The 14,054-nt window shown below is 76.2% G+C and carries 13 protein-coding genes; 8 read left to right on the top strand and 5 right to left on the bottom strand.

The genetic code is table 11. The features are described from left to right. Nucleotides 1-82 precede the first annotated feature (82 nt). From ACYVGT_RS16385 to ACYVGT_RS16375, 3 genes are all read right to left on the bottom strand, one after another. Nucleotides 83-901 (bottom strand): alpha/beta hydrolase, encoded by an 819-nt coding sequence (locus tag ACYVGT_RS16385; RefSeq protein WP_460859128.1) that lies wholly within the window; start codon nucleotides 899-901, stop codon nucleotides 83-85. A 99-nt stretch (nucleotides 902-1,000) separates the two neighbouring features. Beyond that, entirely contained in the window at nucleotides 1,001-1,660 is a 660-nt protein-coding gene (locus ACYVGT_RS16380) for a response regulator (RefSeq protein ID WP_460859126.1), read from the bottom strand. 9 nt (nucleotides 1,661-1,669) lie between these two features. Beyond that, nucleotides 1,670-4,060 (bottom strand): ATP-binding protein, encoded by a 2,391-nt coding sequence (locus ACYVGT_RS16375; protein ID WP_460859124.1) that lies wholly within the window; start codon nucleotides 4,058-4,060, stop codon nucleotides 1,670-1,672. A gap of 305 nt (nucleotides 4,061-4,365) precedes the next feature. On the opposite strand from ACYVGT_RS16375, the gene ACYVGT_RS16370 reads away from it, so the two are divergent. Beyond that, nucleotides 4,366-5,742 carry a dipeptidase gene (locus ACYVGT_RS16370; protein ID WP_460859122.1) on the top strand — a complete coding sequence of 459 codons (1,377 nt, stop codon included), beginning with the start codon at nucleotides 4,366-4,368 and terminating at the stop codon, nucleotides 5,740-5,742. A 123-nt stretch (nucleotides 5,743-5,865) separates the two neighbouring features. Beyond that, entirely contained in the window at nucleotides 5,866-6,846 is a 981-nt protein-coding gene (nudC, locus tag ACYVGT_RS16365; RefSeq protein WP_460859120.1) for an NAD(+) diphosphatase, read from the top strand. Nucleotides 6,847-7,068: 222 nt separating this feature from the next. On the opposite strand, the gene ACYVGT_RS16360 is transcribed toward nudC, so the two are convergent. Further along, a complete protein-coding gene (locus ACYVGT_RS16360; protein WP_460859118.1) occupies nucleotides 7,069-7,554 on the bottom strand; it encodes an ANTAR domain-containing protein in 486 nt (161 codons plus the stop codon). Nucleotides 7,555-7,627: 73 nt separating this feature from the next. Beyond that, nucleotides 7,628-7,888: a mycoredoxin gene (locus ACYVGT_RS16355; RefSeq protein ID WP_460859116.1), complete on the bottom strand. Its 261-nt coding sequence runs from the start codon at nucleotides 7,886-7,888 to the stop codon at nucleotides 7,628-7,630. A gap of 477 nt (nucleotides 7,889-8,365) precedes the next feature. Between ACYVGT_RS16355 and ACYVGT_RS16350 the strand changes: the two genes are divergently transcribed. The 6 genes from ACYVGT_RS16350 to ACYVGT_RS16325 all read left to right on the top strand — a co-directional run bounded on the left by ACYVGT_RS16350 (nucleotide 8,366) and on the right by ACYVGT_RS16325 (nucleotide 13,806). Continuing rightward, nucleotides 8,366-10,540 carry an ATP-dependent DNA helicase UvrD2 gene (locus ACYVGT_RS16350; protein ID WP_460859114.1) on the top strand — a complete coding sequence of 725 codons (2,175 nt, stop codon included), beginning with the start codon at nucleotides 8,366-8,368 and terminating at the stop codon, nucleotides 10,538-10,540. Beyond that, complete coding sequence (gene tesB / locus ACYVGT_RS16345) at nucleotides 10,530-11,456, top strand: acyl-CoA thioesterase II (protein WP_460859112.1); 927 nt, start codon at nucleotides 10,530-10,532, stop codon at nucleotides 11,454-11,456. The genes ACYVGT_RS16350 and tesB overlap by 11 nt, the downstream gene beginning before the upstream one ends. Before the next feature lie 323 nt (nucleotides 11,457-11,779). Beyond that, nucleotides 11,780-12,151, top strand: coding sequence for a hypothetical protein (locus ACYVGT_RS16340; protein WP_460859111.1), 372 nt, complete (start codon nucleotides 11,780-11,782; stop codon nucleotides 12,149-12,151). Between the two features lie 166 nt (nucleotides 12,152-12,317). Beyond that, complete coding sequence (locus tag ACYVGT_RS16335) at nucleotides 12,318-12,596, top strand: WhiB family transcriptional regulator (protein ID WP_460859109.1); 279 nt, start codon at nucleotides 12,318-12,320, stop codon at nucleotides 12,594-12,596. Nucleotides 12,597-12,720: 124 nt separating this feature from the next. Next, a complete protein-coding gene (locus ACYVGT_RS16330; protein WP_460859107.1) occupies nucleotides 12,721-12,888 on the top strand; it encodes a hypothetical protein in 168 nt (55 codons plus the stop codon). Between the two features lie 312 nt (nucleotides 12,889-13,200). Then, on the top strand, nucleotides 13,201-13,806 hold the full coding sequence (locus tag ACYVGT_RS16325) for a M48 metallopeptidase family protein (protein WP_460859105.1): 606 nt from the start codon (nucleotides 13,201-13,203) through the stop codon (nucleotides 13,804-13,806). Nucleotides 13,807-14,054: the final 248 nt, after the last annotated feature.

Below are 14,054 nucleotides of genomic sequence, written 5' to 3'. Positions count from 1 at the left end.
TCCTACCCCGCGGCGGCCGGAACGCGCCGCCGCGGAGGGGCCCAGAAGAGCCGGTGCCGGGACGGGTCGGCCCGGCGCCGGGTCAGCGGTCCGGCAGCTGCGCCCCGCCGCCCCGCACCGCGATGGCGGCGGTGGACGCCAGCGTTGCGCTGCCCGGCGTGTAGTACTCGCCGTGGCCGCTGATGCCGCTGTCGGTGAAGGTCCGGGCGCCGAAGCCGGGCTGCACGGGGTCGGTGCCCAGGCCGAGCGCGCCGACCGAGAACCCGGGGACGTTCCGCGTCCAGTCGTCGGCGGTGCGGGTGGCCCAGACGCGCGTGTGCAGGTCCGCGGCCGAGCCGGCGTCCAGCCCGATCCCGGCGAGCGAGACGAGGTCGTCGGCTGTACCCGGACTCCGCGCCGCCGCGCCGCAGGTGGCCGCCCCGTAGCTGTGGCAGACCAGGGTGGTGTGCACACCGGCCGGCAGCAGGGCGGACAGCCGCGCGAGGTCGCCGGCGCCCGCGCGGGCCGCGTCCGGCCGCAGCGCATAGGGGCCGGGATGGGACGGCGGCCGGTAGCCGAGCCAGGCGATGACGGCGACGTCGGGGGAGTGGGCCCGCATCGCGGTGTAGAGGTCGCGGGCGTTGTCCAGCGGCACGGTGCCGGGCGACTCCGGATCGGCGCGGAACGTCGACCGGTCCTGCCCGGAACCGGGCACCACGATCGCGACGTGCTCCGCGCCGCGCAGGTCCCCGACGGCTTCGGCGATGCGCCCGCCGGCCGGGTCGTCGGCGATCACCGCGCGGTCCAGGTCGTACTCCAGCGGTGCCGCGGCCTCGGTCGGCGCCGGAAGGAGGACCGGGGACAGCAGCGCCGCCCCCGTCAAGCCCAGCGTGGCCGCGGCGCGCCGGATGCGTGGAGTCATGCCGCGACGCTACGGAGCTCCGGGTGCCGGGGTCATCGCCCTCCGGCGTGAACCCGGCCCCCCTACTCAAGGGGGAGCGGCGGGCCCGGGTACCGCCGGTCAGACGACGCCGTTCTCGTAGGCGAAGACGACCGCCTGGGTCCGGTCGCGCAGTGAGAGCTTCATCAGGACGCGGCCGACGTGCGACTTCACGGTCTGCTCGGACACGGTCAGCTCGGCAGCGATCTCGGCGTTGGACAGGCCGCGGGCCACCTGGCGCAGCACGTCGGTCTCGCGCGGGGTGAGCGCGGCGAACGCCTCGGGGCGGGCCAGGAGGCGCTCGCGGCGGCGCGCCGCGATGTCGGCGATCAGCCGCTTGGTGACCGACGGCGCCAGCAGCGCATCGCCCCGGGCCACGGTGCGCACCGCGGAGCGCAGTTCCTCTACCCCGGCATCCTTCAGCAGGAAGCCGCTGGCGCCCGCGCCGAGCGCCTCGTAGACGTACTCGTCGAGGTCGAACGTCGTCAGCACCAGCACCTTCGGCGCGCCGGCCCCCTCGTCGGCCGCAGTGATGCGGCGGGTGGCCTCCAGCCCGTCGAGCACGGGCATGCGGACGTCCATCACGACGACGTCGGGATGGAGCTGCCCGGTGAGCCGGACCGCGGCGCCCCCGTCCTCCGCCTGGCCGACGACGGAGATGTCGCCAGCGGCGTCGAGCAGCGTCGCGATCCCGTCGCGCACCATGGTCTGGTCGTCGGCGACAAGCACGGTGATCGGCACGCCGCCACTCTACTGCCGCCGCTGCGGTCCGGCCGGGCCCTGCTGCCCGTCGGGCGGCCGCTGCGGCGGAGCGGCGGGGGCCGCGGCGGGCAGCCCGGCCGCCGGAGCGGACGGAAGGACCGCGCGGACTCGGAAGCCTCCGCCCGGCAGCGCGCCCGCCTCCAGGGTCCCGCCGAGCACCACCGCCCGCTCCCGCATCCCGACGAGGCCGTGGCCGCCCGCATCGACCGGTGCCGGCGCGGGGCCGGGCGGCGGCCCGTTCTCCACCACCACCTCCAGGCCGCCCTCGGCCGGGCCGACACGTACCGCCACGTCGGCGCCCTCGGCGTGCCGCGCCGCGTTGCTCAGCGACTCCTGCACGATCCGGTAGGCCGAGCGGGCGGCGGCGGGGTCCGCCCCGGCCGCGGCGGACCGGTCGTCGAAGTCGATCCGCAGGCCGGCCCTGCGTGCCCCGTCGACCAGGGCGCCCAGCGCCGACAGGTCGGGCTGCGGGGCCCGTTCGGCGGTGTCGCCGTCAGCGCGCAGCAGGCCCACCACGCGCCGCATCTCGCTCAGCGCGCCGCGCGAGGCGTCGCGGATCGCGGTGAACGTCTGCGCAGCGCCCTCGGGCAGGTCCGGGTACTTGTACGGGGCCGCCTCGGCCTGGATCGCGATCATCGACATGTGGTGCGACACCACGTCGTGCAGCTCGCGGGCGATGCGGGACCGCTCCTCGGCCGCGGCCTGGCGCTGCCGGTCGCGGCGGCGCAGCGCGCTCTCCCGGGCCAGTTCGCGCTGCGCCGTGCGGCGCGACCGGGCGCTCGCGCCGAGCACCGTGCACCCCACCGCCACTGCGCTGAGCCAGGCCGGTTGCAGCACCGGCACTCCGGTCAGCGGGACAGCGGCGAACAGGCCCGCAACCACGGTGGCCGCCGCCGCGCCGCCGGCCGTCCGCGCCGGATGCGCCGCGGCCACCGCGTACAGGCATGCGCCCATCACCACCAGGCCCGCGGCAGGCCACGGCCACAGGTCGTTCGGCGGAGCGCCGGCCGCGCCGACGGCCGCCACCCCGGCCGCCATGCCCGCAGCGGCGATACGCCAGGCGAGCAGCGGAGCGACCGGCAGCAGCGCCAGCGGCAGCCCGGCGGCCGCGCCGACCAGGACCGACGGGGCCGGGGACAGCCCGTGGAACTGGGAGAGCTGTGCCGCCGCGGCGAGTGCGGCCAGCCCCGCGGCGATGCAGAGCACACCCCAGGCCGCGCGCTCGCGGGCGGTCACCGGCGGGCCCGCCGCGTCCTCGTCCGGCGGCTGCGGATCGCGCTCGGAGGGCAGCACCAGCCAGAGCGGAAGGTAGCCGAGCACCGTCCACGGGGCGAAGAAGATCGCGGCGATCCGGAGCACCACGCGCATCGCCTGCTCGTTGCCGGCGAGGGCGGCGCACACGCCGCCGATGATCCGCTTCTGCTGCGGGCGCCTGCGTCCGCCGAGCAGTCGCGCCGGGCCACCGGGCCGCCGCACCGGCTCGCGCCACACGGCGTCGACGAGGCCCTGCACGGCGGCGCCCGGGCCGGCCGCAGCCGCGCTCGGCCGGCCGCGCCCGCCGGAGTCCGGTGCGGTGTCCCGGTCGGTGCCGCTGCGCAGCGCCCGGGTGCGCAGCGCTGTGCCGAGCGCCACCGCGGCGGCGGCACCCGCCGCGGACCATACCGGCCCGCTCGCCGTGCCGGACGCCGCGGCGGCGGACAGCCCCACCGCGGCGGCGGCGCCGCCGGCGGCCAGCGCCGTGCCGGGCGCGTACTGCCGCCCGACGCAGAACAGCACCGCCAGGTAGGCGGGCAGAGCGGGCACGAGGACGCCCGCACCGCCGGGATCGCCGCCTTCGCGGGGGAGGACCGCCGCGGCCACCGCGGCCGCGGTCATGATCCGCCACACCAGCAGCGGCGAGGAGGCGAGCAGTAGCAGCGGCAGGCCCACAGTCGCGGCCGTGAGCAGCGACGCCACCGGCGGCGACCCCTGCGCGAGCAGGAAGGCGAATGATCCGAAGCCGGTCGCGATCGCGATCAGGGCGAACAGCAGGGTGCTGCCGAGCGCGGCTCCGCCGCCCTGCCGGGGGTGCGCCGCGGCGTGCACGGTCCACAGCAGCGGATAGGCGAGCAGCGGGAGCACCGTCAGCGCGAAGAGCCACCGGACCCGCTGGACCGGAACGCCGCGCCGCTGGGCGATCGCGGCGCAGACGCCGCCGAGCACCGGCCCCGGCACCGGCCCGGACGGGGGGACCGGCAGCGCACGCGGCTCCGCCCCGGGCGGCCCCCAGAGCGCCGCGACGACCGCGCGCCCCGCGGCCCGCGGGCGCAGTTCCGGCGGGCCCGCCGGCCCGGGGGCCGTGCCCGGGCCGGACCCGTCCGTCCGGATGTCCTCGCCCATGCTTCTCCCCGTGCTTCCTCGGCCTGCAGCCTCCGCCCGCGCTGCCCGGCGCCGGCACCTGCACCGCGGTCCCCGCCAACGCTAGGGGGTGGCCCTCCGCACCGGCGTCCCCCGCGCGGGGGAGTGCCCGCTCCCTCCCGGGGGCGCCTGCGAGCGGCGCCGGAGCGGGTGCGGCGCATCCTGGGCGGTCGTAGTGTGGAGCCGGGATCGCGATCCCGGCGGGCTGCGGTCCGCAGCAGGGGAGACCACGACAACGGCGGCCCGCGCAGGGCGCCGTGCATGCAGGGAAAGGCACCGCCGCCGCCATGGACGTCCGAACCTATGTCGAGGAGCAGCGCGACGCGTTTGTCGCCGACCTGAGCGCCTGGCTGGCGATCCCGTCGGTCTCCGCCGACCCCGGCCACCACCCCGACGTGCGCCGCTCCGCGGACTGGCTGGCCGAGCACCTCCGCCGCACCGGATTCCCCACCGTCGAAGTGTGGGAGACCGGCGGCATGCCGGCCGTCTACGCCGAGTGGCCCGCCGCCGACCCCGGCGCGCCCACCGCACTCGTCTACGGCCACCACGACGTGCAGCCCGCCGACCCCGCGGACGGCTGGGACACCGAGCCGTTCACCCCGGTCCGCGCCGGGGACCGGCTCATCGGCCGCGGCGCCTCCGACGACAAGGGCCAGGTGCTGTTCCACGCCCTCGGCGTCCGCGCGGCCCTCGCCGCCTCCGGTGCCGACGCGCCGCCGGTCACGCTGAAGCTCCTGGTGGAGGGCGAGGAGGAGTCCGGATCGCCGCACTTCGCCGCGCTCCTGGAAGCCCACCGCGAGCGGCTGGCCTGCGACGTCGCGGTCATCTCCGACACCACGATGTGGGCGGCCGACACCCCGTCGATGTGCGTCGGAATGCGCGGGCTGACCGACTGCACCATCGACCTCTACGGGCCGGCGGCGGACCTGCACAGCGGTTCCTTCGGCGGCGCCGTGCCCAACCCGGCCGCCGCAATGGCGCAGCTCCTCGCCGGCCTGCACGACGCCGACGGCCGAATCGCCGTGGCCGGCTTCTACGACGACGTCGCCGAGATCGGCGCCGAAGAGCGGGCGCTCCTCGACCGCCTGCCGTTCGACGAGAAGGAGTGGCTCGCCACGGCGGGCAGCACCGCGCTCGCGGGCGAGGCCGGCTACTCCACCCTGGAGCGCGTCTGGGTGCGGCCCACCGCCGAGGTGAACGGGGTCTGGGGCGGCCACACCGGCGCCGGCAGCAAGACGATCGTGCCGCGTTCGGCGCACGCCAAGGTGTCCTTCCGGCTGGTACCGGACCAGGAGCCGGTGCGGATCCAGCAGGCCGTCCGGGACCACATCGCCGCTGCCGTGCCGGCCGGCATCCGGGCCGAGACCACCTTCGCCGGCCCCGGCGTCCGCCCGTGCGCCTCCGACCTCGACTCGGCCGCGCAGCAGGCCGCCCGCGCCGCGATGGAGCGCGCCTTCGGCACCGAGATCCTCTACACCCGCGAGGGCGGCAGCGGCCCCGAGGCCGACATCGCCGACGTGCTCGGCGCGCCGCTGGTCTTCGTCGCCGTCGGCCTCGACTCCGACCGCATCCACGCGCCCAACGAGAAGGTGGAGATCCCCCTCCTGCTCAAGGGCGCCGAGAGCGCGGCCTACCTCTGGGAGGGGCTCGCCGCCCGCGGCTGACCCCGGCCCCGCCACCGAGAACCGCCCGGCGGCGCAGCCCGCGCGGCGCCGGGCACCGCGCCCAGCGGCGTGCGCCCGGCGGCGCACCTGGCCCGCACCCGAGAGAGGCACCGCACGGTACCCATGGAGACCACCGCAATCCCGCTGCTCGCCCGGACCGGCGTCGATATGGCCGGGCACCGCCGCACCGACACCGAGTGGCTCGCCGCGGCCTGGGCCGATCCGACCACCCGCGTGCTCGTCCTCGAAGGCGGCGACCCCGCCTCCTACGGCTGGAAGGCGCTGCTGGCCCGCCAGTCGCAGGCGCTGGTGCGCGACGGCGCGGGCGGCCCGCAGCTCGTCTACACCGCGCCCGCGGAGGCGCCCGAGGGCGAGCGCTATCTGCTGGGGACCGACGACGGCGGCCGCGCCTACTTCGCGGTGCTGGCCGGAGACGCCCCCTTCGAGGGCCGGACCGGCGGCGGCGTGCGCGCCGCGGGGCTGCGCGAGGTGGGCCCGCTGCTGGACGACCGCGAGTCCGGACTGCTGGTGCACGCGGTGGCGCTCGCCAACTGGAACGCCTCGCACCGCTTCTGCCCCGGCTGCGGCGCCCCGACCCGGCCCGCGGCGGCCGGGCACGTGCGCATCTGCGAACGGGAGGGCACCGAGCAGTTCCCGCGGATGGATCCGGCGGTCATCATGCTGGTGCACCGGACACGGGCGGACGGGGAGCAGGAGTGCCTGCTCGGGCACAACCCTGCCTGGCCCGAGGGCCGCTACTCGGTGCTGGCGGGCTTCGTCGAGCCGGGCGAGTCCCTGGAGCACGCGGTCGTCCGCGAGGTCGCCGAAGAGGTCGGGGTGGCCGTGGCCGAGCCGGCGTACACGGCGTCCCAGCCGTGGCCGTTCCCGCGCAGCCTGATGCTGGGCTTCACCGCCCGCGCGGTGGGGCCGGCCGAGCGCACCGACGCCGACGAGATCACCGACGTGCGCTGGTTCACCCGCGCGCAGCTCTCGGCGGCCGCCGCCTCCGGCGAGATCGCCCTGCCCACGCCGGTCTCCATCGCCCACACGCTGATCGAGCAGTGGCACGGCGCTCCGCTTCCGGAACCGCTGGAGACCTTCTGACCGCTGCGCATGCTCCGGGCGTCCGGGCTGGGGCGCCGGGGCGCGCTGCGGCGGATCCGCCCGGGCAGCGGAGGCGGCGGAGTACCGCGCCGCGGTCCTGCTCCGCGGATGGCCGGGTGCGCCGGCGCGTCCGGGGCCTGCCTCGCGCCGCAGCGCCCATGCCGCCGCATGGACACCGCTGCGCCGTCCGGAGCCGCCCTCAGGCGGGCTGGCCGCGCCGGTTCAGCGGCGGGCCTGGGGCGCCTGCACCGCGGTGTTGGGGCCGGCGAGCTCAGCCGGCAGGGCGGTGAGTGGATTGCTGCAGCTGGCGACCGTGTCCCGGGCCAGGTCGGCGACCTTGCGGCCGCGCGAGCGCGCCGCCGTGCGCAGCCGCTCGAACGCCGCCCGCGGCGTGAGCCGGTGCCGCTCGGCCAGCACACCGATCGCCTGTTCGACGATGACGCGCGTCTGCAGCGCGTGCTCGAGCTGGGCCACGGTGACGCGCAGCCGCTCGGCTTCCGAAGCCGCCTCCGATGCGCGCGGCGGCGGACCGGACGGCGACGGCGCGCCGCCCTCCTCCGCCATCAGCAGGTCGGCGAGGACCATCGCGTTGAGCAGGTCGGGAACCTCTTCGCCGGTCCGTACGCGCCACCCGGACGCCGTACGCACCACCGTGTCGGCGGCGCCTTCTGCGCCGCCCTGTTCGCTGCGGACCGTCTGTGCTGCCACGAGTACCCCCTGTTCTCCTCGGCCGCGCGGCGCAGCCCGCCGGCCGCCCGCGCGGTGCGCGGGCGGCCGACGTTCACGCCAGCGCCGCCAGCTTCTCCTTGACCTGCTTCGCCGACGGGTTGGTGAGGGCCGCACCGTCTGCGAACAGGACGGTCGGGACCGTCTGATTGCCGCCGTTGACCTGCATGACGTAGTCCGCTGCCGCCGGGTCCTGCTCGATGTCCACCTCCGCGACCGCAATGCCCTCCCGGGAGAGCTGGCTCTTCAGCCGCTTGCAGAAGCCGCACCACGGCGTGGTGTACATCGTGATGGGCGCCGTCTCGGGGCTGGTCATCGCTGGTCTTCTCCTTCTGCTCGGGCGCGCGGCAGGAGCGCTCCGGCTGCTCTGCGCACGCCATGACAACACCGTGTGGTGACAACGCGCGGAGCCGTCCGGAGCTTCCCTGCGCATACCGCCAGGTCGGCTCGGCGGACGGTCCGCCGCCGCACACCGGGGGGCCGTCACCGCGTGGGACGCCGCACGCGCGCCACCGGTTCCCGGCCGCTGCCCGCCAAAGCGCGGCGTGGCCGGTCACGGCCGCACAGCGGGCGCGCCGCACCCCTCCGGGCGGGACCGCCGGTGGACAGCAGTGTGCTCCCGCGCCGGAGAATTGAGAGACTCGACGGGTGCCGTGCGGCCGATGTGGCCGGAGGCGGCCGTGCGGCGCCCCGTACTGGGCGCCTCCCGCCCGCTCCCCGCTCCACCGGCCGCCGCCGCGGCGCGGCCGCGGCAGCGCCCGTGCCACTCGGAGCAGACAGCGAAAGGACGCCTATGGACCCGGACCGCGTGCTGGAAGGGCTGGATCCGGAGCAGCTGCAGGCCGCCCGGGCGCTGCGCGGCCCGGTGTGCATCCTGGCCGGCGCCGGCACCGGCAAGACGCGGGCGATCACCCATCGGATCGCGCACGCGGTCGCCTCCGGAGTCACCGCTGAGCAGCAGGTCCTCGCCGTGACCTTCACCACCCGCGCCGCCGGCGAGATGCGCGGCCGGCTCCGCGCGCTCGGCGCGCCCCGGGTCCAGGCCCGCACCTTCCACGCCGCAGCGCTGCGCCAGCTGTCGTTCTTCTGGGAGAAGGCCGTCGGAGGCCCGCAGCCCACCCTGCTGGACAGCAAGATCCCGGTGGTGGCCCGGGCCGCGCACGGCTGCGGCGTCGACGCCGACCGGACCGGGCTGCGCGACCTCGCCTCCGAGGTCGAGTGGGCCAAGGTCACCCAGGTGCGCCCCGCCGACTACGAGAAGGCGATCGCCAAGGCCGGCCGCACCGCGCCGCGGCCGGCCCACGAAGTGGCCCGCGTCTTCGAGGGCTATGAGGAGATCCGCCGCGACCGCAACCTCCTCGACTTCGAGTCGATCCTCGAACTCACCGCCGCGATGATCCTGGAGCGTCCGGAGATCGCCGAGCGCGTCCGGGAGCAGTACCGCTACTTCGTCGTCGACGAGTTCCAGGACGTCAACCCGCTGCAGAAGCTGCTCCTGGACGCCTGGCTCGGCGACCGCGACGACCTGTGCGTGGTCGGCGACCCCGGCCAGACCATCTACTCCTTCGCCGGGGCCACGCCCGCCTACCTCACCCGCTTCGCCGACGCCCACCCGCACGCCACCCTGGTGCGGCTGGTGCGCGACTACCGCTCCACGCCGCAGGTGGTGCGGGTCGCCAACGAGGTGCTGCGCCGCTCCCGCCCGGTGGCCGGCTCGGCCTCCGCCGGCGTCGAACTCGTCGCCCAGCGCCCGGACGGACCCGACCCCTCCTACACCGAGTACGACGACGAGCCCGCCGAGGCGACCTCGGTCGCCCGGCGCATCGCCGCGCTGGTCGACACCGGCACGCCGGCGCGCGAGATTGCGGTGCTGTTCCGCACCAACGCCATGTCGGCCGCCTACGAGCAGGCGCTCTCCGACGCCGGGATCGCGTTCACCGTGCGCGGTGCCACCCGCTTCTTCGACCGCCAGGAGATCCGCCAGGCGGTGCACACGCTGCGCGGTGCGCGGCAGGGCGGCGGCAGCGAGCCGCTGGTGGGCACGGTGCGGCCGCTGCTCGCCCCGCTCGGCCTCACCCCGGAGCCGCCGGAGGGCCGCCAGGCCCGCGAGCGGTGGGAGTCGCTGGCCGCCCTGGCCCAGCTCGCCGACGACGTCGCGGCGGCCCGCCACCGGCACGAGTGCGGGCTGGACGCCGCGCCCGCGGCGCCGCAGGGCGGCCTGCGCGCCGACTGCGCCTGCGGCCGGCCCTACCGGGCGGTTCTCGACGACTTCATCGAAGAGCTGGATGCGCGGGTCGCCACCGAGCACGCGCCCGAACTGGAGGGCGTCACCCTCGCCTCGCTGCACGCCGCCAAGGGCCTGGAATGGGACGCCGTCTTCCTGGTCGGCCTCACCGAGGGCATGCTGCCCATCGTCTACGCCGAGACCGACGAGCAGGTGGAGGAGGAGCGCCGGCTCTTCTACGTCGGCGTCACCCGCGCCCGGGAGTACCTGGCGCTGTCCTGGTCGCTGGCGCGTTCGCCGGGCGGCCGCCGCAGCCGCCGCCCCAGCCGCTTCCTCGACGGCCTGCGCCCCGCCTCGCCGGCGCTGGCGTCCTCCCGCCGCGACCGCCGCTCCGGCCGCACGGTGCGCTGCCGCATCTGCGGGAACACCCTCACCGAGGCGGTCGACCGCAAGCTCGGCCGCTGCGCCGACTGCCCGGCCGACTACGACGAGGCGCTGCTCGAGCGGCTCCGCGAGTGGCGGCGCTCCGCCTCGGCCGCGCAGAAGGTGCCCGCCTACGTCGTCTTCACCGACGCCACACTCCAGGCGATCGCCGAGCACGTGCCGGCCGACGCCGCGCAGCTGTCCCGGATCTCCGGTGTCGGTGCGGTGAAGCTCGACCGCTACGGTGAGGCGGTGCTGGCCCTGTGCGCAGGCCAGGAGCCGCCGTCGCCCGAACCGGAGGGAGAGCCCGATGACGCCTGAGCGCCCCGCGCCGGAGCCGCCGGCCGAGCCCGGCGGCGCGCCGCCCGCCGACCCGGTCCGCGGACAGACCCTCGATGCGCTGCTCGCCATCCTCGACCTGGAGCGGATCGAGGACGACATCTTCCGCGGCTCCAGCCCGGACGACGGGCCGCAGCGCGTGTTCGGCGGCCAGGTCGCCGGCCAGGCCCTGGTCGCCGCGGGCCGCACGGTGCCCGCCGATCGGTCCGTGCACTCGCTGCACGCCTACTTCATCCGGCCCGGCGACCCCGCCGTGCCGATCGTCTACGAGGTCGACCGGGTGCGCGACGGCCGCTCCTTCACCACCCGCAGGGTGAGCGCCATCCAGCACGGGCGGGCGATCTTCACGCTCTCGGCGTCGTTCCACCGGAGCGAGCCCGGCCTGGACCACGCCGCCGGCATGCCCGACGTGCCCGCGCCCGAAGAGCTGCCGACCATGCGGGACCGGCTGCAGGAGGCGTTCGGCCGGGTGCCGCGCTTCGCCACCTGGCACCCGATCGAGATGCGGCCGGTCGGCGCACTCTCCTTCGAGGTCCAGCGCGACCCCTCGCTCAGCACCAGCGAGAACCTGGTGTGGCTGCGGGTCCAGGGCGAACTGCCGGACGACCCGCTGCTGCACGTCTGCCTGATGACCTACGCCTCGGACATGACCCTGCTCGACACGGTCCTGCTCCGGCACGGCCGGGCGTTCGCCGGCATCTCGATGGCCAGCCTCGACCACGCCATGTGGTTCCACCGCCCGTTCCGCGCCGACGACTGGCTGCTCTACGCCCAGGAGACGCCGAGCGCCTCCGGCGCCCGCGGCCTGGCCCGGGGGCTCGTCTACACGCGCAGCGGCGACCTCGTCTGCTCGGTCGTCCAGGAGGGCCTCATCCGCGTGGCAGACGGGGACGCCTGACCGCGCTCACCAGCAGTGCCGCCGCGCGCCGCCGCGTCCCGGACCCTTCCCGGACGGGCCCGTCCCGGCGCTGCCTGGGGGCTGCCTGCGGTCCGCTGCCGCACGCACCCGTGTGGCATTCGCCCGGTTCACCGGTGCGCCGGCGGCGCGCTCCGCCAACGGCGCGGGAATTTCCGCGCCGCGTGGCCGTATGCGGACGTTTCTGCAGGTAGAAAAATGGTTGCCGGGACTGCGCGGCCCGCTCTAGAGTTGACACCGTTCAACGCACGCACCGGCGCGCGGCGGAAGCCGCAGCCCGATCAAGGAAAGGGGTGTTCCACGTGATGACGGAGATTCGTTCGGCCAACGGCCTTGCTGTGCAGGGCAGTGCCATGCGTTCCGACGTGACCATGCAGCAGGGCGCCCCCGCCACTGTGCGTGTCCTCTGCGCTGCGTTCCCGTCGGTGCACTCGGTTCTGCACCCGAACAGCACGGTCGGCAGCCCGGCCCGCATTCGCGGCCTCCAGACCGGCATCGCCGGTTCCCAGCGGTCCTCCGCCTCCGGTCTCGGCACCGGCGAGCGGTGGCTCCGCGGCGGAGCCGATGCGGCCGCCGACGGAGCAGATTCGGCCGACCACCTGCAGCAGGCCTATTTCGCAACCGCCCCGCGCCTGACCGGCGCACCGAGGGCGTGTCTACGGAGCGGCCCGGCTTAGACGAAGCCGGGAGCACCTCCCGTAGCCGCGGCCCTCGCTGACGAGGGGCCGCGGCTTTTTTCGATTCCCACGGACATCTGCGTCCGCGGGTCTCGCTGAGTCCGGCCCCGATCGACGCTCCGATTCGCGCACCGCGCGAAGGAACAACGAATCAGGGAGGACACCGATGCTCGCGTCGGTCCTGGAGACCCCGTGGCTCGGCGAGACCGAGGTGCCGTGCCGCGCCGACCCCGACCTCTTCTTCGCCGAGTCCCCGGCGGACGTGGAGGCCGCCAAGCTCGTCTGCCAGAGCTGCCCGTTCAAGGACGACTGCCTGTCCGACGCCCTCGAGCGCCGGGAGCCGTGGGGCGTCTGGGGCGGCCAGCTGCTGGTCGCTGGAAAGGTCGTCGCCCGCAAGCGGCCGCGCGGCCGCCCGCGCAAGCACCCGGCCCCGGTCGCGGCCTGACCGGCGCCCGGGTCGGGGAAGCGCAGCGGCACCCGCTGTGATCGGCCCCAGCGGCACGGAAAACGACACGCCGGCGCGTCCCGCACCGGCAGATCCACGACGGAACACCAGAGCAGGGATGGACATGCACGTGATGTTGGAGCTCATCGGTACCCCGCGGCCCAGCGACGCCGCACCGCGCTCGACCCGGCAGGAGCGCCGGCTTTCCGCCCGGCGCGTCCGCGCCGAGCTGCGTGAACGCGAGCGCCAGGAGCATGCGATGGCGGAAATAGCGTGGTCGCGGCTGTGTTGATGCGCGCCAGCGGGGACCGCAGCGGTCCGTGAGACCACCTGAGGGGGCGCCGACCGGCGCCCCCTCAGCCGTTGTGCGGAAACGGCGCGCACAGGCGAACCGCCCGGCACGGCAGAACCGGTCCTGGCCGGATGCGGACAGGCGGGCCCTCCGTGCGGGCCGGCCGTGCCCCGGGTGGTGGGCGGGAGGCCCGGGGGTGCGGGGATTCGGGGGAGCTCGGTCGCGAGCGGTGCACCCGGGTGCCTGGTCTGGGGTGGTTTATCGGGAAAACAGGGCCTAGGGCCGCAGCGGCGTCTGGGATACCGTGAGCGTGTGCCTCGGAACACGGAAGTAGAGGTACGCCGCAGTCCCCGCCGGCGGCGGACGGTCTCCGCCTACCGCGACGGGGACAAAACGGTCGTCCTCGTGCCCGCCAGCTTCTCCCGCGCTGAAGAACAGCAGTGGGTGGACCGGATGCTGTCCCGCCTCCGCAAGCGCGAGGTGCGGCGCCGCCCGCGCGACACCGAGCTGTTCGACCGCGCCCAGGACCTGGCCGACCGCTATCTCGACGGCCTGCCGCGCCCGGAGTCGGTGCGCTGGGTGGACAACCAGACCACCCGCTGGGGCTCGTGCACGCCGGACACCGGCGCCATCAGGCTGTCCCGGCGCCTGTCCGGCATGCCCTCCTGGGTGGTGGACTACGTACTCGTGCACGAGCTCGTCCACCTCCTGGTCCCGCACCACGGCCCCGAGTTCTGGGAGCTGGTGCACCGCTTCCCGAAGGCCGAGCGCGCCCGCGGCTTCCTCGAAGGGCACACCGCCGCCCAGCGCGGCGGCCCGGACGGCTCTGACGACGGCGACGGCTCCGACACGGTCGACACGCCCGGCGATCCGGCGGGCCCGGACGCCTCGGACGGCCCCGCCGGCGAGTGCACCTGAGCCGGTCTGCACGCTGCGAACCGGGGCGGCGCACTGCGGCGGGCGCGCTGATCGCCGGCTGCTCCGCGGCCGACACGCCGAAGCGGCGCCGCGCGTCCCCACCGGCTGCCGCCGCGGTCGGACCGGATCAGGGGAGCGGGCCGGGGCGTGTGCGGCGGACAACCGCCCCGCCGCGCCGGCGAGCACGGGGGTGCCTCCGGGCCCCGCCCCGGGATCCCTCCCCGCGCGGCGGCCTTCGGCGCGGGCGG

The sequence above is a fragment of the Nocardiopsis coralliicola genome (assembly GCF_054779695.1).
The sequence above is the reverse complement of the archived record's forward strand: the minus strand, read 5'-3'. Positions and strand labels throughout refer to the sequence as shown.